The sequence below is a fragment of the Pseudomonas sp. BF-B-26 genome (genome assembly GCF_019956495.1).
In the GTDB taxonomy this organism is placed as follows: Bacteria; Pseudomonadota; Gammaproteobacteria; order Pseudomonadales; family Pseudomonadaceae; genus Aquipseudomonas.
Genome location: NZ_JAHBDP010000060.1, coordinates 1 through 22,335, shown reverse-complemented (window position 1 = coordinate 22,335; position 22,335 = coordinate 1). Strand labels below are relative to the sequence as shown.

General features: G+C 56.7%; 16 protein-coding genes. 8 read left to right on the top strand and 8 right to left on the bottom strand.

Annotated features, from left to right (window positions below):
• Positions 1–19 precede the first annotated feature (19 nt).
• Positions 20–445 carry a YciI family protein gene (locus KGB03_RS08725; protein WP_218534649.1) on the bottom strand — a complete coding sequence of 142 codons (426 nt, stop codon included), beginning with the start codon at positions 443–445 and terminating at the stop codon, positions 20–22.
• A gap of 369 nt (positions 446–814) precedes the next feature.
• On the opposite strand from KGB03_RS08725, the gene tpx reads away from it, so the two are divergent.
• The 7 genes from tpx to KGB03_RS08690 all read left to right on the top strand — a co-directional run bounded on the left by tpx (position 815) and on the right by KGB03_RS08690 (position 13,572).
• Positions 815–1,315 carry a thiol peroxidase gene (gene tpx / locus KGB03_RS08720; protein ID WP_008150862.1) on the top strand — a complete coding sequence of 167 codons (501 nt, stop codon included), beginning with the start codon at positions 815–817 and terminating at the stop codon, positions 1,313–1,315.
• 178 nt (positions 1,316–1,493) lie between these two features.
• Positions 1,494–2,810, top strand: a complete 1,317-nt coding sequence (locus KGB03_RS08715; RefSeq protein WP_192409435.1) for an MdtA/MuxA family multidrug efflux RND transporter periplasmic adaptor subunit — start codon at positions 1,494–1,496, stop codon at positions 2,808–2,810.
• Positions 2,807–5,911 carry an MdtB/MuxB family multidrug efflux RND transporter permease subunit gene (locus tag KGB03_RS08710; protein WP_223526832.1) on the top strand — a complete coding sequence of 1,035 codons (3,105 nt, stop codon included), beginning with the start codon at positions 2,807–2,809 and terminating at the stop codon, positions 5,909–5,911. Before KGB03_RS08715 ends, KGB03_RS08710 begins: the two co-directional genes overlap by 4 nt.
• On the top strand, positions 5,908–9,015 hold the full coding sequence (locus tag KGB03_RS08705; RefSeq protein WP_192409433.1) for an efflux RND transporter permease subunit: 3,108 nt from the start codon (positions 5,908–5,910) through the stop codon (positions 9,013–9,015). Before KGB03_RS08710 ends, KGB03_RS08705 begins: the two co-directional genes overlap by 4 nt.
• Positions 9,012–10,493, top strand: coding sequence for an efflux transporter outer membrane subunit (locus KGB03_RS08700; RefSeq protein WP_192409432.1), 1,482 nt, complete (start codon positions 9,012–9,014; stop codon positions 10,491–10,493). The genes KGB03_RS08705 and KGB03_RS08700 overlap by 4 nt, the downstream gene beginning before the upstream one ends.
• A 157-nt stretch (positions 10,494–10,650) precedes the next feature.
• Entirely contained in the window at positions 10,651–12,732 is a 2,082-nt protein-coding gene (locus KGB03_RS08695) for a putative bifunctional diguanylate cyclase/phosphodiesterase (protein WP_223526830.1), read from the top strand.
• A 93-nt stretch (positions 12,733–12,825) separates the two neighbouring features.
• The gene (locus KGB03_RS08690; protein ID WP_218534653.1) at positions 12,826–13,572 is read left to right on the top strand and encodes an SDR family oxidoreductase; all 747 of its coding nucleotides are present in this window, start codon (positions 12,826–12,828) and stop codon (positions 13,570–13,572) included.
• A 148-nt stretch (positions 13,573–13,720) separates the two neighbouring features.
• Here KGB03_RS08690 and mapR read toward each other — a convergent pair whose 3' ends face one another.
• The 3 genes from mapR to KGB03_RS08675 all read right to left on the bottom strand — a co-directional run bounded on the left by mapR (position 13,721) and on the right by KGB03_RS08675 (position 17,207).
• Positions 13,721–15,130: a GntR family transcriptional regulator MpaR gene (gene mapR / locus KGB03_RS08685; protein ID WP_076031034.1), complete on the bottom strand. Its 1,410-nt coding sequence runs from the start codon at positions 15,128–15,130 to the stop codon at positions 13,721–13,723.
• Positions 15,131–15,347: 217 nt separating this feature from the next.
• Complete coding sequence (gene ccoG, locus KGB03_RS08680) at positions 15,348–16,778, bottom strand: cytochrome c oxidase accessory protein CcoG (protein ID WP_223526829.1); 1,431 nt, start codon at positions 16,776–16,778, stop codon at positions 15,348–15,350.
• A gap of 195 nt (positions 16,779–16,973) precedes the next feature.
• Positions 16,974–17,207: a DUF3203 family protein gene (locus tag KGB03_RS08675; RefSeq protein WP_218534655.1), complete on the bottom strand. Its 234-nt coding sequence runs from the start codon at positions 17,205–17,207 to the stop codon at positions 16,974–16,976.
• Positions 17,208–17,329: 122 nt separating this feature from the next.
• Here KGB03_RS08675 and KGB03_RS08670 point away from each other — a divergent pair, with 122 nt between their 5' ends.
• Positions 17,330–17,839, top strand: coding sequence for an MgtC/SapB family protein (locus KGB03_RS08670; RefSeq protein WP_218534656.1), 510 nt, complete (start codon positions 17,330–17,332; stop codon positions 17,837–17,839).
• A 26-nt stretch (positions 17,840–17,865) separates the two neighbouring features.
• Here the strand turns inward: KGB03_RS08670 and KGB03_RS08665 are convergent, their stop codons facing one another.
• From KGB03_RS08665 to KGB03_RS08645, 4 genes are all read right to left on the bottom strand, one after another.
• On the bottom strand, positions 17,866–18,582 hold the full coding sequence (locus KGB03_RS08665) for an AAA family ATPase (RefSeq protein ID WP_218534657.1): 717 nt from the start codon (positions 18,580–18,582) through the stop codon (positions 17,866–17,868).
• A gap of 755 nt (positions 18,583–19,337) precedes the next feature.
• Positions 19,338–20,537, bottom strand: a complete 1,200-nt coding sequence (locus KGB03_RS08655; protein ID WP_218534658.1) for a YcaO-like family protein — start codon at positions 20,535–20,537, stop codon at positions 19,338–19,340.
• Positions 20,534–21,325, bottom strand: coding sequence for a SagB/ThcOx family dehydrogenase (locus tag KGB03_RS08650; protein WP_218534659.1), 792 nt, complete (start codon positions 21,323–21,325; stop codon positions 20,534–20,536). The genes KGB03_RS08655 and KGB03_RS08650 overlap by 4 nt, the downstream gene beginning before the upstream one ends.
• A complete protein-coding gene (locus KGB03_RS08645; protein ID WP_223526822.1) occupies positions 21,322–22,182 on the bottom strand; it encodes an McbB family protein in 861 nt (286 codons plus the stop codon). The genes KGB03_RS08650 and KGB03_RS08645 overlap by 4 nt, the downstream gene beginning before the upstream one ends.
• Between the last annotated feature and the right edge of the window lie 153 nt (positions 22,183–22,335).

The window sequence follows — 22,335 nt, the reverse complement described above, 5'->3', positions numbered from 1 at the left end:
CGTGGGAATGATCCGTGGTTCAGTGCTTGTTCATCTGCGCACGCACCCGCTCTTCCTGCTCCCGCAGTTCCGGTGTGAACTCGTCCCCGAAATCTTCGGCTTCGAACACCTGGCGAATCTCGATCTCGGCGTCGGTGCCCGGCATCGGATTGGGGCAGCGCTTGACCCACTCGATCGCCTCCTGTTTCGACTTCACCTGCCATATCCAGTAGCCGGCGATCAGCTCCTTGGTTTCGGCGAACGGGCCGTCGATCACCGTGCGCTGGTCACCCGAGAAACGTACACGGGCGCCTTTGCTGCTGGGCTGCAGGCCATCGCAGTCGATGAGGATGCCGGCCTTGGTCAATTCCTCGTTGTAGTTGCCCATCGCAGTCATCAGTTCTTTGCTGGGCATCACACCGGCCTCGGAATCCTGGCTGGCTTTCACAATGATCATGAATCGCATGGTCTTATCTCCGCTGGATGTGAGTGACTCACAGACTAGTCGAATGGCCGTCGCCTGAATCGACAACGCTGGCTGCCTTTCGTCATGAACGCCTGATTGCGGCCGGCGAGGGCGGTACGCTGTACACCGACCCTGTGGGAGCGGGCTTGCTCGCGAAAGCGGTGGGTCAGCTTGCATCAGTGCTGGATGTGCCGAGGCCTTCGCGAGCAAGCCCGCTCCCACAAGGGAATTGTGTTGATTGTCAGAGTTGTATCCAATTTAGGCGGCGACACTTCACAATTTGTATCTGGGCATAGGTCGTCGGGCCATTTCGTGGTTAACTTCGGCCTCTTCAAATTCTCTACAACAACGTTCAGAAGGACTCCGTTCATGGCTCAAGTCACTCTTAAAGGCTCCCCGGTTCAAGTCAACGGCCAACTGCCACAAGCCGGTTCCAAGGCGCCAGCCTTTTCCCTGGTTGCCGGCAATCTGTCCGACGTGACCCTGGCGAGCTTCGCCGGCAAGCGCAAAGTGCTGAACATCTTCCCAAGCGTCGATACCCCGACCTGCGCGACTTCGGTTCGCAAGTTCAACGCCCAGGCCAGTGATGTCGCCAACACGGTCGTGCTGTGCATCTCCGCTGACCTGCCGTTCGCTCAAGCACGCTTCTGCGGCGCCGAAGGCCTGGAAAACGTACAGAACCTGTCGACCCTGCGCGGTGCCGAGTTCATCGAGAACTACGGCGTTGCCATCGCTGACGGCCCGCTCAAAGGCCTGACCGCCCGTGCCGTCGTGGTTCTGGACGAAAACGACAACGTTCTGCACAGCGAACTGGTCAAGGAAATCGCTGAAGAACCGAACTACGAAGCAGCACTTGCTGTTCTGAAGTAAGTCTAGTTTTACAATTGTTAACGGCCTGGCACTGTCCAGGCCGTTTTCATTTGTGATTCAGTGTCTTGGCCAAACATCCTGTTACGTAAGCCAAAGGTAAATTGCCGGTAAAGCCGCTTTGCTTAATGCCCGCCAGTGCTTATCGTTCAGCCTCCTGTAGAAGAAGCCCACGCGCCCAATGGTTGATCATTCCATGCAATCCTCCGTTTCCCGTAGTCCCCGTCGCTGGCTGTTCGGCCTGCTTGTCCTGTTGGTCATCGCTGGCCTGTGCTGGAAGTTCTGGCCCGCTGGCACTGCCCAAAAAGAGGGCGCAGGGCAAAAAGCCGTTGCCGGGCATACCGGCAAGTCGGGGGGGATGCGTCCGGGTTTCGGCGGGGCGACCGGGCCGGTTCCAGTGCGTGTCGCGCCGGCGGTCAAAGGCGACTTCCCGCTGTACTACAAGGCGCTGGGCACCGTGACGGCGCTGAACACCATTAATGTGCGCAGCCGCGTCGGTGGTGAACTGATGAAGATTTCATTCGAGGAAGGGCAGATGGTCAAGGCTGGCGATCTGCTGGCTGAAATCGACCCGCGTCCTTACCAGAACGCCTTGCTTCAGGCCGAAGGCACCTTGCTGCAGAACCAGGCACAACTGAAAAACGCCCAGGTCGATGTGGAACGCTATCGCGGCCTGTATCGCGAAGACAGTATCGCCAAACAGACCCTGGACACCGCCGAAGCGCTGGTGGGTCAGTATCAGGGCACAGTCAAAACCAATCAGGCGGCGGTCAACGACGCCAAGCTCAATCTGGAATTCACCAAGATCCGCGCCCCGATTGCCGGGCGTGTAGGCTTGCGTCAGCTGGATGTCGGCAACCTGGTGGCAGCCAACGACACCACCGCCCTGGTGATCATCACCCAGACCCAACCGATCAGCGTTGCCTTCACCTTGCCGGAAAACAGCCTGGAAACCGTGCTGGCCCGTTATCGCACCGGCGCCAAACTGCCCGCCGAAGCCTGGGACCGTGGCGACACCAAGTTGCAGGCCACTGGCGTCTTGCAGAGCCTGGACAACCAGATCGACGTCACCACCGGCACCCTGAAATTCAAGGCGCGTTACGAAAACCGCGATCAGGCGCTGTTCCCGAACCAGTTCGTCAACGTCCACCTGCTGGCCGACACCCTTAAAGACGTGGTTCTCGCACCTTCGGCAGCGATTCAGTTCGGCACCAACGGGACGTTTGTCTATGCCCTGGACGGCGACAAGAAAGTCGCGATTCGTCAGTTGAAAGTCGGCGCCAGTGATGGTGAAAACACCGTGGTTACCGAAGGCCTCGCCCCTGGAGATCGCGTGGTCCTTGAAGGCACTGACCGCTTGAAGGAAGGCAGCGAAGTGGAAGTGGTCAACGACACCAAGGATGTACCGACCACCCCGACCGGGCACCTGCAAGGCAAATCGGCCGCTTCGACGCCTGACGCGACGACCACCGACAAGGCGAAAAAGGGCGGCGCATGAACATCTCGCGGCTGTTCATCCTTCGCCCGGTCGCCACGACCCTGAGCATGCTGGCCATTATCCTGGCCGGCGTGATCGCCTATCGGCTGTTGCCGGTGTCGGCATTGCCTCAGGTCGATTACCCGACCATCCGCGTCATGACGCTGTATCCCGGTGCCAGCCCGGATGTGATGACCAGCGCCGTGACGGCGCCCCTTGAGCGTCAATTCGGGCAGATGCCCGGCCTGACCCAGATGGCCTCGACCAGTTCCGGCGGCGCTTCAGTGCTGACCCTGCGTTTCAGCCTCGACATCAACATGGACGTCGCCGAGCAGCAGGTGCAGGCGGCGATCAACGCTGCGACCAATTTGCTGCCCAAGGACCTGCCGGCGCCGCCGGTGTACAACAAGGTCAACCCGGCGGACACCCCGGTGCTGACCCTGGCCATCACCTCCAAGACCATGCTGCTGCCCAAGCTCAATGACTTGGTCGACACGCGCATGGCGCAGAAAATTGCCCAGATCAGCGGCGTCGGCATGGTCAGCATTGCTGGCGGCCAGCGTCAGGCGGTGCGGATCAAGGTCAACCCTGAGGCGCTGGCGGCCAATGGCTTGAACCTGTCGGACGTACGCACCTTGATCGGCGCGTCCAACGTCAACCAGCCCAAGGGCAACTTCGACGGCCCGACCCGGGTGTCGATGCTCGATGCAAACGATCAACTGACCTCGCCCAAGGACTACGCCAACCTGATCCTCGCCTACGCCAACGGCGCGCCGTTGCGGCTCAAGGATGTGGCGGAGATCGTCGATGGCGCGGAAAACGAACGTCTGGCGGCGTGGGCCAATGAAAACCAGGCCGTGCTGCTGAACATCCAGCGTCAGCCTGGCGCCAACGTCATCGAAGTGGTTGACCGGATCAAAGCCCTGCTGCCGAGCATCACTGACAACCTGCCGGCCGGTCTCGAAGTGACCGTGCTGACCGACCGCACCCAGACCATTCGCGCCTCGGTCACCGACGTGCAGCACGAATTGTTGATCGCCATTGCGCTGGTCGTGATGGTGACCTTCCTGTTCCTGCGTCGGGCCAGCGCCACGATCATTCCGTCAGTGGCCGTGCCACTGTCATTGATCGGCACCTTCGGCGTGATGTACCTCGCGGGCTTCTCGGTCAACAACCTGACCCTGATGGCACTGACCATCGCCACCGGTTTCGTGGTGGACGATGCGATCGTCATGCTGGAGAACATTTCCCGATTTATCGAAGAGGGCGACAGCCCCCTGAATGCGGCGCTCAAGGGCGCCAAGCAGATCGGCTTCACCCTGATCTCCCTGACCCTGTCGCTGATCGCCGTACTGATCCCGCTGCTGTTCATGGCCGACGTAGTGGGGCGGCTGTTCCGCGAATTTGCCATCACCCTGGCGGTGGCGATCCTGATTTCCCTTGTCGTCTCCCTGACCCTGACGCCGATGATGTGCGCGCGTTTGCTCAAACGTGAGCCGAAGGAAGAAGAGCAGGGCCGTTTCTACCGGGCCAGCGGCGCCACAATTGATTGGATGATCGCGGCTTACGGGCGCAAGTTAAAGTGGGTTCTCAAGCATCAACCGCTGACCCTGATGGTGGCCATCGGCACGCTGGCGTTGACCGTGTTCCTTTACATGGTGGTGCCCAAGGGCTTTTTCCCGGTGCAGGACACCGGGGTGATCCAGGGTATTTCCGAAGCGCCGCAGTCGATTTCCTTTGCGGCCATGAGCGAACGTCAGCAGGAACTGGCCAAAGTGATCCTGGCGGATCCGGCGGTGGAGAGCCTGTCGTCCTACATCGGCGTGGACGGTGACAACTCGACGCTGAACAGCGGCCGTCTGCTGATCAACCTCAAATCCCACAGCAATCGCGACCTGAGCGCCACCGAGGTGATTGCACGCCTGCAACCGGAACTGGACAAACTCACCGGCATTCGCCTGTTCATGCAACCGGTGCAGGACCTGACCATCGAAGACCGCGTCAGCCGGACTCAATACCAGTTCAGCATGTCGTCGCCGGATTCCGAACTGCTCACTCTGTGGAGCGGTCGTCTGGTGGACGCACTGGCCCAACGGCCAGAGCTGACCGACGTTGCCAGCGATTTGCAGGACAAGGGCCTACAGGTCTATCTGGTGATCGACCGCGATGCGGCGTCGCGGGTCGGTGTGTCGGTGTCGAACATCACTGATGCGCTGTACGACGCCTTCGGTCAGCGACAGATTTCCACCATCTACACCCAGGCCAGCCAGTACCGCGTGGTGCTGCAATCGCAGTCGGGCGAGAGGATCGGCCCGGAGGCGCTGAACCAGATTCACGTGAAAACCACCGATGGCGGGCAAGTGCGCCTGTCCAGTCTGGCGCACATGGAGGAGCGTCAGGCCCAACTGGCGATCACTCATATCGGGCAGTTTCCGGCGGTGATGATGTCCTTCAACCTCGCGCCCGGCGTGGCGCTGGGGCATGCGGTGGAGATCATCGACCAGGTGCAGAAGGACATCGGCATGCCGATTGGCGTGCAGACCCAGTTCCAGGGCGCGGCCGAGGCATTCCAGGCGTCGCTGTCGAGCACCTTGCTGCTGATTCTGGCGGCGGTGGTCACCATGTACATCGTGCTCGGCGTGCTCTACGAGAGCTACATCCACCCGATCACCATTCTCTCGACCTTGCCCTCGGCGGCGGTCGGCGCCTTGTTGGCGTTGCTGTTGAGCGGCAATGATCTGGGCATGATCGCGATCATCGGCATCATTTTGTTGATCGGTATCGTGAAAAAGAACGCGATCATGATGATCGACTTCGCCCTCGACGCTGAGCGCAATCAGGGCATGGACCCGGAAACAGCGATCTATCAGGCGGCGCTGCTGCGTTTCCGGCCGATTCTGATGACCACGCTGGCCGCGTTGTTCGGCGCGGTGCCACTGATGCTGGCGACCGGTTCCGGCGCGGAACTGCGTCAACCATTGGGTCTGGTGATGGTGGGCGGCTTGTTGGTGAGTCAGGTGCTGACGCTGTTTACCACTCCGGTCATCTACCTGTACTTCGACCGCCTCGGTCGGCGCTGGGGCCGCAAGTCTGAAACCGTGGAAGCGGCAGAACAGCCATGAACCTGTCCGGACCTTTTATCAAGCGCCCGGTCGCAACGATGTTGCTGAGCCTGGCGATCCTGCTGCTGGGCGGCGTGAGCTTCGGCCTGTTGCCGGTATCGCCGCTGCCGCAGATGGACTTCCCGGTGATCGTGGTCCAGGCGAGTCTGCCCGGTGCGAGCCCGGAAGTCATGGCCTCGACGGTGGCCACGCCACTGGAACGCTCCTTCGGCGCCATCGCCGGGGTCAACACCATGAGCAGCCGATCCAGCCAGGGCTCGACCCGGGTGATTTTGCAGTTCGACCTGGACCGCGACATCAACGGCGCGGCGCGGGAAGTGCAGGCGGCGATCAACGCTTCGCGCAATTTGCTGCCGAGCGGGATGCGCAGCATGCCGACCTACAAGAAGGTCAACCCGTCCCAGGCGCCGATCATGGTGCTGTCGCTGACCTCCGATGTACTGGAAAAAGGCCAGCTCTACGATTTGGCCTCGACGATTCTGTCCCAGAGCCTGTCTCAGGTGCAGGGCGTCGGCGAAGTGCAGATTGGCGGCAGTTCCCTGCCGGCGGTGCGCATCGAACTCGAACCGCAGGCGCTCAACCAGTACGGCGTGGCGCTGGACGATGTGCGCAACACCATCGCCAACGCCAACGTGCGCAGGCCCAAAGGCTCGGTCGAAGATGCCCAGAGGCTGTGGCAGGTTCAGGCCAACGATCAACTCGAGAAAGCCAAGGATTACGAGTCGCTGATCATCCACTACGCGGACGGCGCGGCCCTGCGCCTGAAGGACGTGGCCAAGGTCAGCGACGGCGTCGAAGACCGCTACAACAGCGGCTTCTTCAACAACGACGCGGCGGTACTGCTGGTGATCAACCGCCAGGCCGGCGCCAACATCATCGAGACGGTCAACGAAATCAAGGCTCAACTGCCAGCGTTGCAGGCCGTTTTGCCGGCCAGCGTGAAGCTGAACGTGGCGATGGACCGGTCGCCGGTGATCAAGGCGACCTTGCACGAAGCGGAAATGACCCTGCTGATTGCCGTGGCGCTGGTGATTCTGGTGGTGTTCCTGTTCCTCGGTAACTTCCGCGCCTCGTTGATTCCGACCCTTGCGGTGCCTGTGTCGCTGGTCGGCACCTTTGCGGTGATGTACCTCTACGGATTCTCCCTGAACAACCTGTCGCTGATGGCGCTGATTCTGGCCACCGGGCTGGTGGTGGACGATGCCATTGTGGTGCTCGAGAACATTTCCCGGCACATCGACAAAGGCGTACCGCCGATGAAGGCCGCGTACCTCGGGGCGCAGGAAGTCGGCTTCACCTTGCTGTCGATGAACGCCTCGCTGGTGGCGGTGTTCCTGTCGATCCTGTTTATGGGCGGGATTGTCGAAAGCCTGTTTCGCGAGTTTTCCATCACGTTGGCGGCGTCCATCGTGGTGTCGCTGGTGGTCTCCTTGACGCTGACGCCGATGCTCTGCGCCCGCTGGCTCAAGCCGCATACGCCGGGTGAGGAAAACCGTTTGCAGCGCTGGAGCCAGCGCGCCAACGAGTGGATGGTCGGCAAATACGCCACAAGCCTTGACTGGGTGCTGCGTCACCGCCGGTTGACGTTGCTTAGCCTGATCGTGACAGTCGGCGTTAACATTGCGCTGTATGTCGTTGTTCCTAAAACATTTATGCCTCAGCAGGACACCGGCCAACTGATCGGTTTCGTGCGCGGTGACGACGGATTGTCATTCAATGTGATGCAGCCAAAAATGGAAACCTTCCGCCGCGCCGTGCTCAAGGATGACGCGGTGCAAAGCGTTGCCGGCTTCATCGGCGGCACCAACGGCACCAACAACGCCTTCATGCTGGTGCGGCTGAAACCGATCAAGGAACGCAACATTTCTGCGCAAAAGGTCATTGAGCGCCTGCGCAAGGAAATGCCCAAGGTCGCCGGTGCACAGCTGATGCTGATGGCCGATCAGGACCTGCAGTTTGGGGGCGGTCGTGAACAGACCACGTCCCAGTATTCCTACATCCTGCAAAGCGCCGACCTTGGCGAGTTGCGCGAGTGGTATCCGAAAGTTGTTACCGCACTCAAGGCGTTGCCGGAACTGACCGCGATTGACGCCCGTGAAGGGCGCGGCGCCCAACAGGTGACCCTGATCGTCGACCGCGATCAGGCCAAACGCCTGGGCGTCGACATGGACATGGTCACCGCGGTGCTGAACAACGCCTATAGCCAGCGGCAGATTTCGACGATTTACGACAGCCTTAACCAGTATCAGGTGGTCATGGAGGTCAATCCGAAATATGCCCAGGACCCGATCACCCTCAAACAGGTTCAGGTGATCACCGCTGACGGTGCGCGGATTCCGCTCTCGACCATCGCTCATTACGAAAACAGCCTGGAAGACGACCGCGTCAGCCATGAAGGCCAATTCGCCTCCGAGAGCATTTCCTTCGACATGGCCGAAGGCGTGGCGGTGGAGCAGGGCACGGCGGCCATTGAGCGGGCTATCGCCAGACTGGGTATGCCGGAAGACGTGATCGTGAAAATGGCCGGCACTGCCGACGCCTTTGCCGCGACCCAGAAGAGCCAGCCGTGGATGATTCTCGGAGCGCTGGTGGCGGTGTATCTGGTGCTCGGTGTGCTGTATGAAAGCTACATCCATCCGCTGACCATTCTTTCGACCTTGCCGTCGGCCGGGGTTGGCGCGTTGCTGTCGATCTATGCGCTGGGCGGTGAGTTCAGCCTGATCTCGTTGCTCGGGCTGTTCCTGTTGATCGGCGTGGTGAAGAAAAACGCCATTCTAATGATCGACCTTGCCTTGCAGCTGGAGCGGCATCAGGGCATGGCGCCGCTGGAATCGATTCGCAGCGCTTGCCTGCAACGTCTGCGGCCGATTCTGATGACCACCCTGGCGGCGATCCTCGGCGCGTTGCCGTTGCTGCTGAGCCGCGCCGAAGGTGCGGAAATGCGTCAGCCACTGGGCCTGACGATCATTGGCGGACTGGTTTTCAGCCAGGTGCTGACCCTTTACACCACCCCGGTGGTTTACCTCTATCTCGACAAACTGCGCCATCGCTTCAACCACTGGCGTGGGGTGCGTACCGATGCTGCTCTGGAAACTCCGCTATGACTGACCGTTCGCTTATCACTCTGGCTGCACCGCTGGTAACGGCCCGAGGCTCGCGCTTGTTGAGCCTGGCGCTGTGCGTCGCGATGCTCAGCGCCTGCGCCATCGGCCCGGATTACCAGCGCCCGCAAGCGGCTGCACCGGCGCAATACAAGGAAGCGGCAGGCTGGCGTCAGGCCAACCCCAGCGATTCCCTGGCCCGTGGCGCCTGGTGGGAGTTGTATGGCGATCAGCAGCTCAATGGCCTGATCGAAAAACTTAACAGTGCCAACCAGACCGTCGCGCAGTCCGAAGCCCAGTACCGTCAGGCCCAGGCCTTGGTGCGCAGTGCCCGTGGCGCGTTTTTTCCGACCGTGGACCTGACCGTCGGGAAAAACCGCTCCAGCCAGGGCACCGGCAGCAGCAGTTCGAGCCTGACCAGTTCTTCCAGCGGGATTCGCGACACTTACACCGCACAGGCCGGCGTCAGTTGGGAGGCCGACGTTTGGGGCAAGTTGCGCCGAGGCCTTGAAGCTGACACCGCCAACGCCGAGGCGAGTTATGCCGATCTGGCGGCGATGCGCTTGAGCCAGCAGTCGGAACTGGTGCAGAACTACCTGCAATTGCGGGTGATCGACGAGCAGAAACGCCTGCTGGAAGCGACGGTCGAGGCCTATCAGCGCTCGCTGACAATGACTGAAAACCAGTACCGCGCCGGTGTCTCCGGCAAGGATGCGGTGGCGCAGGCCCAGACTCAGCTTAAAAGCACCCAGGCTGACAGGGTCGATCTGATCTGGCAGCGTGCTCAATTCGAGAATGCCATCGCCGTACTGATCGGGCTACCGCCGGCCGAGTTCAGCCTGGCTGAAACCAAAGACATTCCCGCGTTGCCCGAGATACCGCTGAGCCTGCCTTCGCAATTGCTCGAGCGCCGCCCGGACATCGCCTCCGCCGAACGCTCGGTGATGGCGGCTAATGCCAATATCGGTGTGGCCAAGGCGGCCTATTACCCGGACTTCACCCTGAGTCTGAACGGTGGCTATAGCAGCAGCACCTACGCCAACTGGATCAGCTTGCCAAACCGCTTCTGGTCGGTCGGACCGCAATTGGCCATGACCTTGTTCGACGGCGGTCAGCGCTCCGCGGAAGTTGACCGCAGCGAAGCGGCCTACGACGAGACCGTGGCCAAGTACCGCCAGACCGTGCTCGATGGCTTCCGTGAAGTGGAAAACTATCTGGTGCAGCTCAAGGTTCTGGAAGACGAAGCGGGCGTGCGCCAGGAAGCACTGGACGCGGCGCGTGAATCCTTGCGCCTGACCCAGAACCAGTACAAGGCCGGTGTGATCGCTTACCTGGGCGTGGTGGTGGTTCAGGCCACAGCGTTGAACAATGAACGTAGCGTGCTGAGCCTGTTGCAGAGCCGGTTGATTGCCAGCGTGCAGTTGATCGCGGCATTGGGCGGTGGCTGGGATGGGGCATTGCAAGTAAGCGAAAAAGAGTAGGGGCTGCGAGCCTGTGGCAGGGTGTCAAACAAGCGTTTCATCGGCTTGATGGCCATTTGCTTATTTTGTCAGTGCGTTCTTTTGCGCAATCAGTACAATCGCCCGATTTGCCCCCCGAGAATGGAAGCAGTACGGAGGGGCTGTCGCGAGTAGTCTCATGCTTATCGGTAGCTATTCCCCCACGCTGGTCATCATCTCGCTTTTTGTGGCGATTCTCGCCTCATATACCGCGCTCGACCTGACCGAACGCATCGCCACGGCCAAGGGCCGGGCCGTGCATCTATGGACGGCGGGCGGCGCCTTTGCCATGGGGGTTGGCGTGTGGTCGATGCATTTCATCGGCATGCTCGCGTTCAAATTGCCCATCGACCTCGGTTACGACGTCGGCATCACGTTGCTGTCACTGCTGACCGGCATCCTGTCCTGCGGCTTTGCCCTGTGGCTGGTCAGCCAGCCACAATTACCAGCCTGGCAATTGGCATTCGGCGCGCTGGTCATGGGTTCCGGGATCAGCGCGATGCACTACACCGGCATGGCCGCCATGCGCATGCAGCCGGGTATCGATTACGATCCGACGCTGTTCGGCGCTTCGCTGCTGATCGCCGTAGCCGCCTCGGGCGCCGCGTTATGGATCGCTTTCCGCCTGCGCCAGCACACGCCTTATGTCGGCCTGATCCGTGGCGGTGCGGCGGTGATCATGGGGTTCGCGATCGTCGGCATGCATTACACCGGCATGGCGGCGGCGCGTTTCCCGGAGGGCAGCTTCTGTGGCGCGGCCGTCAGCGGTCTGAACGGCAAGGGCCTGGACAATCTGGTGCTGATCACCACCCTGGCAGTGTTGAGCCTTGCCTTGTTGACTTCGATCCTCGATGCGCGCCTTGAGGCCCGCACCGCAAGCCTTGCCCACTCATTGACCGAGGCCAACCGCGAACTGACTCAACTGGCCTTGCATGACACCCTGACCGGCCTGCCGAATCGCGTGTTGCTGGCTGACCGCATCGATCAGGCGATGTCCATGGTGCAGGAGCAGGGCGGTTGTTTCGCGTTGATGTTCATCGATCTGGACGGTTTCAAACCCGTCAACGATGCCTTCGGTCACCATATGGGCGATCTGTTGTTGCGTGAAGTCGGTCTGCGCTTGCGCGAGGATTTGCGCAGCCACGACACCCTGGCGCGGATCGGCGGTGATGAGTTCGTTTTACTGGTGCAGCTCGGCGAACAGAATGACGCATTGAGCCTGGCGGCCCGTCAGGTCGGGCTGATCGCGCGTTCATTCCGGGTCGCCGAACATGACTTGCAGATTTCCGCCAGTGTCGGCATCGCGATTTATCCCGGTAACGGTGAAACCGCCGAAGAGTTGCTGATGAACGCCGACGCGGCGATGTATCACGCCAAGGGCGCCGGCAAAAACGGCTACAGCTTCTTCGATGCTTCGATGAACAGCAACGCGCGTAAACAGCTGCAATTGCTGCAGGACTTGCGTATCGCTCTTGATCAGCAGCAATTCAGTCTCTATTACCAACCCAAGTTCGATGCCAACAATGGCCGGCCGGTCGGTGCCGAGGCATTGCTGCGCTGGGAGCATCCGACCCAGGGCATGTTGCTCCCGGACAAGTTCATCGAACTGGCGGAAAAGACCGGGCTGATCATTCCGATTGGCGAATGGGTGCTCAACGAAGCCTGCCGCCAGATGCGCGAGTGGTACGTGCTCGGGTACACCGACTGGCGCATCGCGGTGAACCTTTCAGCCCTGCAGTTCTGCCACGCAGGCCTGGTCCAGAGCGTCGCCAAAGCCTTGGCCACTCACCATTTGCCGGCCAACAGCCTGACCCTCGAGATCACCGAAACTACCGCCATGAGCGATGCCGATGCGAGCATGACGGTGCTTCAGGAACTATCGACAATGGGTGTCGACCTTTCGATCGACGACTTTGGCACCGGCTATTCGAGCTTGATGTACCTCAAGCGCTTGCCCGCCAACGAACTGAAGATCGATCGTGGTTTTGTCCGCGATCTGGAGCGTGACAGCGATGACGCCGCCATCGTTTCCGCCATCGTTGCCCTCGGCCAGGCACTGGGGTTGCGGATCGTCGCCGAAGGGGTGGAAACCGACTCGCAGCAAGACTTCCTGACGCAACTCGGTTGTGATTCGCTTCAGGGTTACCTGCTCGGGCACCCGCTGCCGGCTGAACGCTTCATGGTGGATATTCTGCGTGCAGAGCAATTGGCGGTGAGTTGAGAACGATGTGATTGATGTGAGCCCATGCAAAAGCCAGCGATGACGGTTATTCTTGGCCCCGACCGCTAACGCTTGGTATGGGGGAAGTTTCGCATGGACAAAGTCATCGTCATCACTGGCGGCAGCCGTGGTATCGGCGCCGCCACAGCCCTGTTGGCCGCCGAACAAGGCTATAAGATCTGCATCAACTACCTGGCCGACGAATCCGCTGCGCAAACGGTGCTGGAGCAAGTCCGCGCCCTCGGCGCCCAAGCCATCGCGGTGCGCGCTGACGTCAGCATCGAAGATGAAGTGATCGCGCTGTTCCATCGCGTGGACACGGAGTTGGGCCGGGTCACGGCACTGGTGAACAACGCCGGCACCGTCGGACAGAAGTCCCGGATCGATGAAATGTCTGAGTTCCGTATTCTCAAGATCCTCAGGACCAACGTCCTGGCGCCGATCCTCTGCTCCAAACACGCGATCCTGCGCATGTCGCCCAAGCATGGCGGGCAGGGTGGCAGCATCGTTAACGTGTCCTCGGTGGCCTCACGCCTGGGCGCGCCCAATGAATACGTCGACTACGCCGCCTCCAAAGGTGCGCTGGATACGTTCACCATCGGCCTGTCCAAGGAAGTGGCTGGCGAAGGCATCCGCGTCAACGCCGTGCGCCCGGGTTACATCTACACCGATTTCCATGCGTTGAGCGGTGACCCGGATCGGGTCAGCAAGCTGGAGTCGGCGATCCCGATGGCTCGGGGCGGGCGTCCGGAAGAAGTGGCTGAGGCGATTGTGTGGTTGCTGTCGGACAAGGCTTCCTATGCGACCGGGACTTTTGTTGACCTCGGCGGCGGGCGTTAATACTTCAGATTTGCACTGTTTGATCTGGCCGCTTCGCGAGCAAGCCCGCTCCCACAGGATTTGTGTCGTTCACAACCTTCTGATCGACACCGTCCATTGTGGGAGCGGGCTTGCTCGCGAAGGCGTCAGTCGTGACGCCACCAAACCCTCAGAACGACCGCACAATCCGCCCCAACGTCTCCATCGCCTTCTCGGCCGTCTCATCCCAGGGGCTACCGTAGTTCAGGCGGATACAATTCCTGAAACGCTGGGTCGGTGAAAAAATCGGCCCGGGCGCAATGCTGATTCCTTGCGCCAACGCCATCTGAAACAACTTCAGCGAATCCATCTGCGGTGGCAATTCCAGCCACAAAAAGTAGCCGCCGGCCGGTTGGCTGACGCGAGTCTGTGCCGGGAAGTAGCGCGCGATGGCGGCGAGCATGGCGCTTTGCTGTTCTTCCAGGGCGTAACGCAGTTTTCGCAGGTGCCGGTCGTAGCCGCCGTGTTGCAGGTAATCGGCGATGGCCGCCTGGGCCGGCATCGACGCACACAGCGACGTCATGAGTTTCAACCGTTCGATCTTCTGCGCATAACGCCCGGCGGCGACCCAGCCGATGCGGTAGCCGGGGGCCAGGCTTTTGGCGAACGAACCGCAGTGCATCACCAGCCCTTCGGTATCAAAAGCCTTGGCCGGTTTCGGCGCCTGTTGGCCGTAATACAGTTCGGCGTAGACGTCGTCTTCGATCAGCGGCACCTGATGGCTGCGCAATAGCTCAACCAGTTCCTGCTTCTTCGCCTCGGGCATCGTCGCGCCCATCGGGTTCTGGAAGCTGGTCATGCACCAGACAGCCTTGATCGGGTGCCGTGCCAGGGTTTGCGCGAGTACGCCAAGGTCGATGCCATCGCGCGGATGCACCGGGATTTCCACGGCTTTGAGCTTGAGCCGCTCGAGGATTTGCAGGCACGCGTAGAACGCCGGGGCTTCGATGGCCACCAGATCGCCGGGCTCGGTGACCGCTTGCAGGCACAGGTTCAGCGCTTCCAGCGCGCCGTTGGTGATCAGCAGCTCTTCCATGGGCAGCATCAGCCCGCCAACCATGTAGCGCAGGGCGATTTGTCGACGCAGTTGCGGGTTGCCCGGCGACATGTCGGTGACGACCATGCGCGGGTCCATCTCGCGCGCGGCGCTGGCCAGGGAGCGGGACAGGCGCTGCAGCGGGAACAGGGTCGGGCTGGGGAAGGCTGAGCCGAAGGGCACGGTGTTCGGGTCCTTGATCGAATCGAGGACCGAGAACACCAGTTCGCTGACGTCGACTTCGGTGGACTCGTTGACTTGGCTGCTGATCACCGGCTCCGAGAACGGACTCGGCGCGTGCGCGTTGACGAAGTAGCCGGAACGCGGGCGGGCGCGGATCAGGCCGCGGCGTTCGAGCAGGTAATAGGCCTGGAACACTGTGGAGGGGCTGACCCCGTAAGTCTGGCTGGCGTAGCGCACCGATGGCACACGCTGGCCGGGGCCGAGAACGCCGGAGCGGATCAGTTCAGCGATGTCGTCGGCGAATTTTTCGTAGCGTTTCATCTAAGTCCCGCAATCGAATGGGTTCAATTAGCTGTTGTGGCTAGGGGGCCTTGTGGCTAGCAGGCTGTTGTGGCGAGGGGATTTATCCCCGTTCGGTTGCGCAGCAGCCGTAAAATTTTGGGGCCGCTTCGCAGCCCAACGGGGATAAATCCCCTCGCCACAAGAGCCCCCTAGCCACAGGGAGCCTGCTTTCCACAGGGCACCGCAGTCTAAGGGATCAACGATTCATCGGCGCAACAAACCGGCTCTTCGCCACGCTATAAATCCCTGGCTCATCACTGTCGACAATCTTGAAGCTGATCGTCTGCGAACTGCTGCTCGGCCGTTCCGTGGTCATCGCCACCGACACCGGCACATCCACAATCTCGCCCGGCGCCAGGCTCAGTTCGGTCTTGCCTTGCAACTGGAAGCCGTCGCCATTGACCAGCGTCAGACGGTAATCCTGACGTTGCTGGGTCTTGTTGATGACTTTCAGGCTGTAGATGTTTTCGATCTGCCCCTGACTGTTCTCGCGGAACAGGCCACGGTCCTTGCTCACGTCCAGCGAGACCATCGGCCGCTCCACCAGCGCCAGGGCAAGCGCACCGATCATCACCAGCAGGACCGCGGTGTAGCCGATCAATCGCGGCCGCAACCAATGAGTCTTGCCACCCTGCAATTGATGCTCGGAGGTATAGCTGATCAGCCCGCGGGCGTAGCCCATTTTGTCCATGATCGAATCACAGGCGTCGATGCACGCGGCGCAACCGATGCATTCCATCTGCAAACCGTCGCGGATGTCGATGCCGGTCGGGCAGACCTGTACACACACCTGGCAGTCGATGCAATCACCGAGACCGACTTCTGCCGGTGCCACGTCACGTTTGCGCGGGCCACGGTTTTCGCCACGGGCCACGTCGTAGGAGATGGTCAGGGTGTCTTTGTCGAACATCACGCTCTGGAACCGCGCATACGGACACATGTGCATGCACACCGCTTCACGCAGCCAACCGGCGTTGATGTATGTCGCGCCGGTAAAGAACAGCACCCAGAACAGGCTGACGCCGCCCATTTGCAAGGTCAGCAGTTCTTCGGCCAGCGGCCGGATCGGGGTGAAGTAGCCGACAAAGGTCAGGCCGGTCAACAGGCTGATGGCCAGCCACAAGGTGTGCTTGGCCGAGCGCCGGACCAGTTTGTTCAGGCCCCAGGGCGCGGCTTGCAGCTTGATCCGCTGGTTGCGTTCGCCTTCGGTGAGCTTCTCGCACCACATGAAGATCCAGGTCCAGGAGCTCTGTGGGCAGGTGTAACCGCACCACACTCGCCCGGCGAACACGGTGATCGCAAACAGGCCGAACGCGGCAATGATCAGCAGCGCCGACAGCAGGATGAAATCCTGCGGCCAGAAGGTTGCGCCGAAAATATGGAATTTGCTTTCGGAAAGGTCCCAGAGCACCGCCTGGCGGCCGCCCCAGTTCAACCACACCGTGCCGAAGAACAGCAAAAATAGAAACCCCGCGCCGCTCATGCGCAGGGTGCGGAATAAACCGGTGAAGCTGCGGGTGTGGATCAGGTTGTCGCTGGACTTGGCCTTCATCTTTGGACGCGAAGGCTCATAGCTTTGAACGGACGGGGCACTTTCAACAATTCGGACGGGGATTCTATCGCTCATGGTCTTTCGCTCATCAGCCTCCATCAGGCCTGAGCACTATGAGCGGCGATCTGTTTGCATAACAGACTCACCTATTGCAATAAAAAGCGGATCAGATGGCCATTGATCCGCTGCCTGCGACAAGTTGATGCACCCGCTACAGCGGGGCGCAGACACCTATATCAAGCGTCTGCAGGGGTTATTGATCCGGGTCAGTCAAATCACCGAACCACTGTCGGTGGCCTTCAAATGCTTACGCCCGTCGACTGCGCCTGCTACGGTCAATGCGTCGGCTTCTGCTTCGGTAATGTAGAAGCGCTGGCCATTGAGCTCCACCGCCGACATGGCTTTTTCCGAGTCGGTAATGATGGTGACGTCGGGACACAAACGAATTTCTTCGCCGTTCTCGGTAATGAAGAAGCAGGTCTGGCTTTCGATGCGCACAGTCATGAAGGTGTCCTTTTTTCTGCGGGATCTAAAGCGTTAGGGCGCAGCCGAGGATCATCGTTCTGTGCAACCGATTAATGGTCGACGCGGTCCACCCTGAAACGATCCTTCATAAGGACAACACCATGAACGCCTGGTGGCATGAGGTTTGGGTGACCCTGCAAGCGGAGTTCGCCGACGTTGGCGACGCTTCACAACTGACGCGCATTACCGTGCGTTTACTGATTGCTGCGATGTTGGGCGGGATTCTCGGTTTCGAACGCGAGCACAAGGGCAAGGCCGCCGGGGTTCGCACCCACATGCTGGTGGCCCTCGGCGCCGCGCTGTTCGTGCTGGTGCCGCAAATGTCCGGCTCGCAAGCCGATGCCATGAGCCGGGTGATGCAGGGTGTGATCGCCGGGATCGGCTTTCTCGGTGCCGGCACCATCCTGAAAAACCAGGAAGGCGATGAAGGCCATGTGAAAGGCCTGACCACTGCCGCCGGGTTGTGGATGACCGCCGCCATTGGCGTCTCGGCCGGGTTGGGACGAGAAGCGACGGCGGTGCTCAGTACGTTGCTGGCGTTGGCGATATTCAGCGTGATGCCGAGGATTGTGAAATTACTCGATAAAAATCACACGCCGGAAAGGTGGTAGATCAAGCTTTCGTATGATTGGCTCTCCTAGAAGTATTCTCTGGCTGCTGACGCGCAGATGAATGCTTCGTCAAGGCTAGTGGCGCTGTAATGTTTTTTGAATTCATCTCCAGACTGAAAAGGCTTAAACGTACGGTTACTTATCATGTAGAAGCGATCGCAATTAGCGGCGATCTCTTCGATATTATGTGACGAGACTAAGATGGCCACACCTTCTCGTGCAGCACCTCTCAGGCACTTCCATATATAGTGACGAAACTCTGCGTCAACTCCTGCGCTTGGTTCGTCCAAGATAACCAGGTCTGCATTTAGAGCAAGCAAAGTCAACGTGAAGAACCACCGCTTTTCACCATAACTGCAGATCGAAGATTTCTTGTTCCATATTTCAGTGTAACGCTCGATAATCTCAGGGCTCCACGCTTGAAGTTTCTCAAGTGCTTTCTGTTGGCTCAGCGTTTCTGACGAGCATAGGAGGGTGGTCATTCTGAAAATATCAAACATACGCAGAGAATGTGGAGTGCTGAGGGATTGAGATAAATACACCTGGTTTTTGAATGTGTTAACTATTTCGGTTTTTTTTATGTTTGTTAGTCCGCACAGAATATCAAAAAAAGTGGTTTTCCCACTGCCGTTTGGGCCGAGCAGCCCTGTGATGGAACCTGAATGCACGGCAATTGAAGCATTGGCGAATATGGGGTTCTTCATGTAGCTGAAGGAAAGGTTAGTAACCGTTAGTGAGTTCATTAATATCTACTCCATACTGGATTTATTCTCAAGAGACGTAGAGTTGATAGTAGAGTGCTTAAAAATAATATAACTATTATAAATGTCAGTGCTCTGTTATTCGTCATTCCTTGTAAGATGATATCGTTTGCCATGGCTAAAGGGTTTGTACTTCGGATGATGCTTGAGACTTCCGACGAGGAACTAGCCCCATAGATCCCAAGAATTAGCATCGAGAATGAAGCGATTGAATAAAAAGTATTTGCATTTTGGAATGTGATGGGTGGCAGTGTTAATAAAAGCCCTGGTATGCTGAATAGAAGAAAGCAAAGATAGAATCTGCCAGCAATAATAAATATCTCTTCAATAGATAATGATCCAAACGCAGGTCGTGTCAGGCAGTAAAACGCCATGCAATAAAGTATCGATATGAGAGAGTACGCAAAAAACTGTCCTAGCAGGAACACAATTCGTGCTTCAAACTTGTATATGAACGATCTAATAAATCCACTTTCCCTTCGGCCAATTATATAAAATGAGAATCCGAAAAAAGCTACACTTGAGGAAATATAAGCATAAAACCAAGATGTGGCTGCAATGTAATCAGAGCTGTATGGTGGTGTGTTTCCTCTAGAGTAGTTTAGTAGATAAAATAATGCGGCAGGAGATAAAATGGTCCAAAAAAAAGCAGTTGGCTCCTTGATTTGTTCTTTTATGAAAATAAAGCTAAGCTCAATCGCGCGTTTAACTTTGTTGTCTGACATGATTTGTTCTCTTCAGGGAAATGGAACCATGAATTTTTTACGGGTGTCATCGACTTCATGGAAGAATGAATCTGAGTAGCGGTTACGAATATTTATATTTTGTGAGCTGTTCATGTGTAAAAACAAATCGGGCGATAAGTACTTGCTAGCAAAATAGTTGGAGTTTTCAATTGCTATAGGTTTTATATAGATAAAGCCATTAATACCTTGGGTTTCGAGCGTTTTTAACAGGCCGGGAGCATCAAAACGTTCTTTGTGATGTGGCACCTTCTCATGAGATTGTAGTGTTGTGGTTATCTCTTGGTAGGTTCGATAATTATTGCAGCTTAGAAAATATTTTAGATAGGGATCTTCAATTTCTTTGTGCTCGCTATTGGTGGCGCAGAATAAATCTATAAATCGAAATGTTTGCCATAGCTCACGAATCGATTTGTCCAGCGCCTCTTCAAAACTGGCCGTATATGCCATTCCCGCGCAGTATTTGACATGCCTATTGTCGGCTGCGCTTCCATAAACGATGAGCACGCAAGCGCCAGGGAACCGCGGGTCAGAAATATCGATAACGGTCGTATCCCCAGCCAGTGCGAGATGCTGATACAGCTTCGCTGAGTGTGCATTATTTAATTTGGCGATCGCTATATTTATAGGGACTATTGTTCGGCATTTCTTTGTAAGCCAGAATTTTGTCAGGAATTGCCTTTCAAGTTGCTCCTTTAACGAACCAAATATGGCGATCATGGGATCCCAGTGGAAGCTGCAACCACATGTATCTCGTAAAGGGTATATTGTGCTGTCATTTTCAATTTTATGCCTACTCAACGATATACAGGCAGTTGGCACATGGCACTGTGAAAGATCGCTAGCTCGGTAAACTTCAGATAATTGGAATTTATGGTTCCAGATATCATCCAGTAATTTATTTCCTTCACATGTTTGGTGGAGCGCCTTGCAAAAGTCTTTGCTTTCTGCTTCGGACATAGAAAAACCAAGATTGCCGGTCTTGTCAGGCATGACTTCCATATAAAAATGTCGTCTTTCAAAATATTCGCCTAACGCGGCTCGTATCGCTTCGGATCCGGCGCCAATGCCCGACCCACCGTTCCCCCATGAATCATCAGTTTCTGCTGACATTGGCATAGAAGTCAGACACGATGGCTGATATATAATCGAGTTCGGTAGCGATGAATAATTATTTTGATTGTAAATGTTCATTCTGTTTGACCTACAAAATGTACGCATAGAGGAAGAAAGACCGCTGGATTCAATCCAATTGCTTTGCATACCATCGTATCTGTGTAAGCCGACCATAGACGGCTTCGTAATTTAAGTTTTTTTGCCTGTAACTCTATCAACATATACATTGATCCTGCCTCCATGAGAGCTAAACGGTATCCGCGATATCTATACTTAAACATTGTCTTTGGCAGATAGGCGGCGTAGATAATTGCAACGCTAGGCGAACCAATATTGCCCGGAGCTGAAAGAATTGCGGAACGTAGTTCTTTTGTACATGCCGTATCCTGCATAATTTCGAATTTTGCAGATTGAGGCAACAAATGCAGAATTTTTTCTGGACATGGCCAGGTTGACTCATCATCCATTAACGAGCAAACAAATACTTCTATTGGATAAAGGGCTCCGCCACTTGGGTATCCTCGTTTATAGTTGTTTATATTTTTTGCGGTTAGCGGATTTACTAGTTTTTCTATTGTGCTGAAATCTATATTTTGGTTGATGAATGACTCGCACGAATCATTTCGATATAAGCAGCCAGATTCTTCGGTTGTTTTCAAAGGCAGGCTTATATCTAAGTCTGGATAAAGCTTGAGTTCATTTCCTGTCAGTGCAGTCAGATATTTGGCATCAATGAAATGCAGAGCGGTTGAGTTTTTGAAAGCCTCGTGAATTATATAGTTTCCTTTGTTGTGAAAGTCCAAGACTTGCTCGTGGACAACAGAATCCAGAAACCTAAGGTAATAGTCATGCGGGATGTTCTTCATGTGCTGACCCTTAAACAGTCACACATGCACCAGTGTGAAATTGATGATTCTGATACATTTCCATTGCTAAGAGATAGGGTGGTTTCCTGAAGTATGTTGTCTTGGAATCGGCAGATTCCATTTGAACCCGTTATGAGTTTTACTTTTTGTACAATTGCGCCAATAATCAAACATTTCTGGTATAAGGAATAGTGTGGTGTCGGAATGGGTATATGTTTACTTCGGCAAAAGTTCAAAAGGCTCGACCAAGTATTTTTGCTTGGTTTGTACGTCTCATGATTAATCAACCTGTCTATCGAGCAGAAATGACAAGGGTTTCCTATTTTCGGAAAGTAAGGTTGACCTATTACATAGTTGTCTCCATTCGAATAGCAGATGCTAACTGCGCTTTCAGGGTGATTGGATGTGATCTGGAAATAGATTTTCTTTAAGTCGTTATACTCGTAATTTTTACAAGCCAATATAATATAGCTGCAAGAATCTACAGTTATTCTCTGTGCCAATTCAGATATTTTGCAGACACTTGTCGAACTGGGCAGTTCATCCAGCAAGAGCGATTCAAATTGTGCGGTGTCATCCCAGTCATGAGCTACTATGATTGTTTTAAAATAAAAAGCATCTTTCTCTGTTTGTATGTCGATGATGCCTTCAAGGGATTGGTATGCTTCTTCTTGATCTAGGTTGTATTCGCTGAATAAGCCCAAAAGCTCATTGTCAGTTATGCTGCTTCGATTGTTTAGCCTTCTAATTACCTCTAGTAGTGAAGGTGACTTTACGCGCGACACACCTTTTTGAGAAATGACGACGCTATCACTGTTGAAATTCAGTAGATTGTAGTTTTGTATGCTGAGCTTCATGGCTTTCCCTGTCGAGGTCTTTCCATATGAGGGCGGAAAGACCTCGCCTCCCTTTAATGTAAAGTCTTATTGTTTGGAGCGCTCATTTTCGCCGCCGGAAGTAACGGCATTGCCGCCGGAACCGCCAGATCCTCCGCTTCCCCCCTTACAACC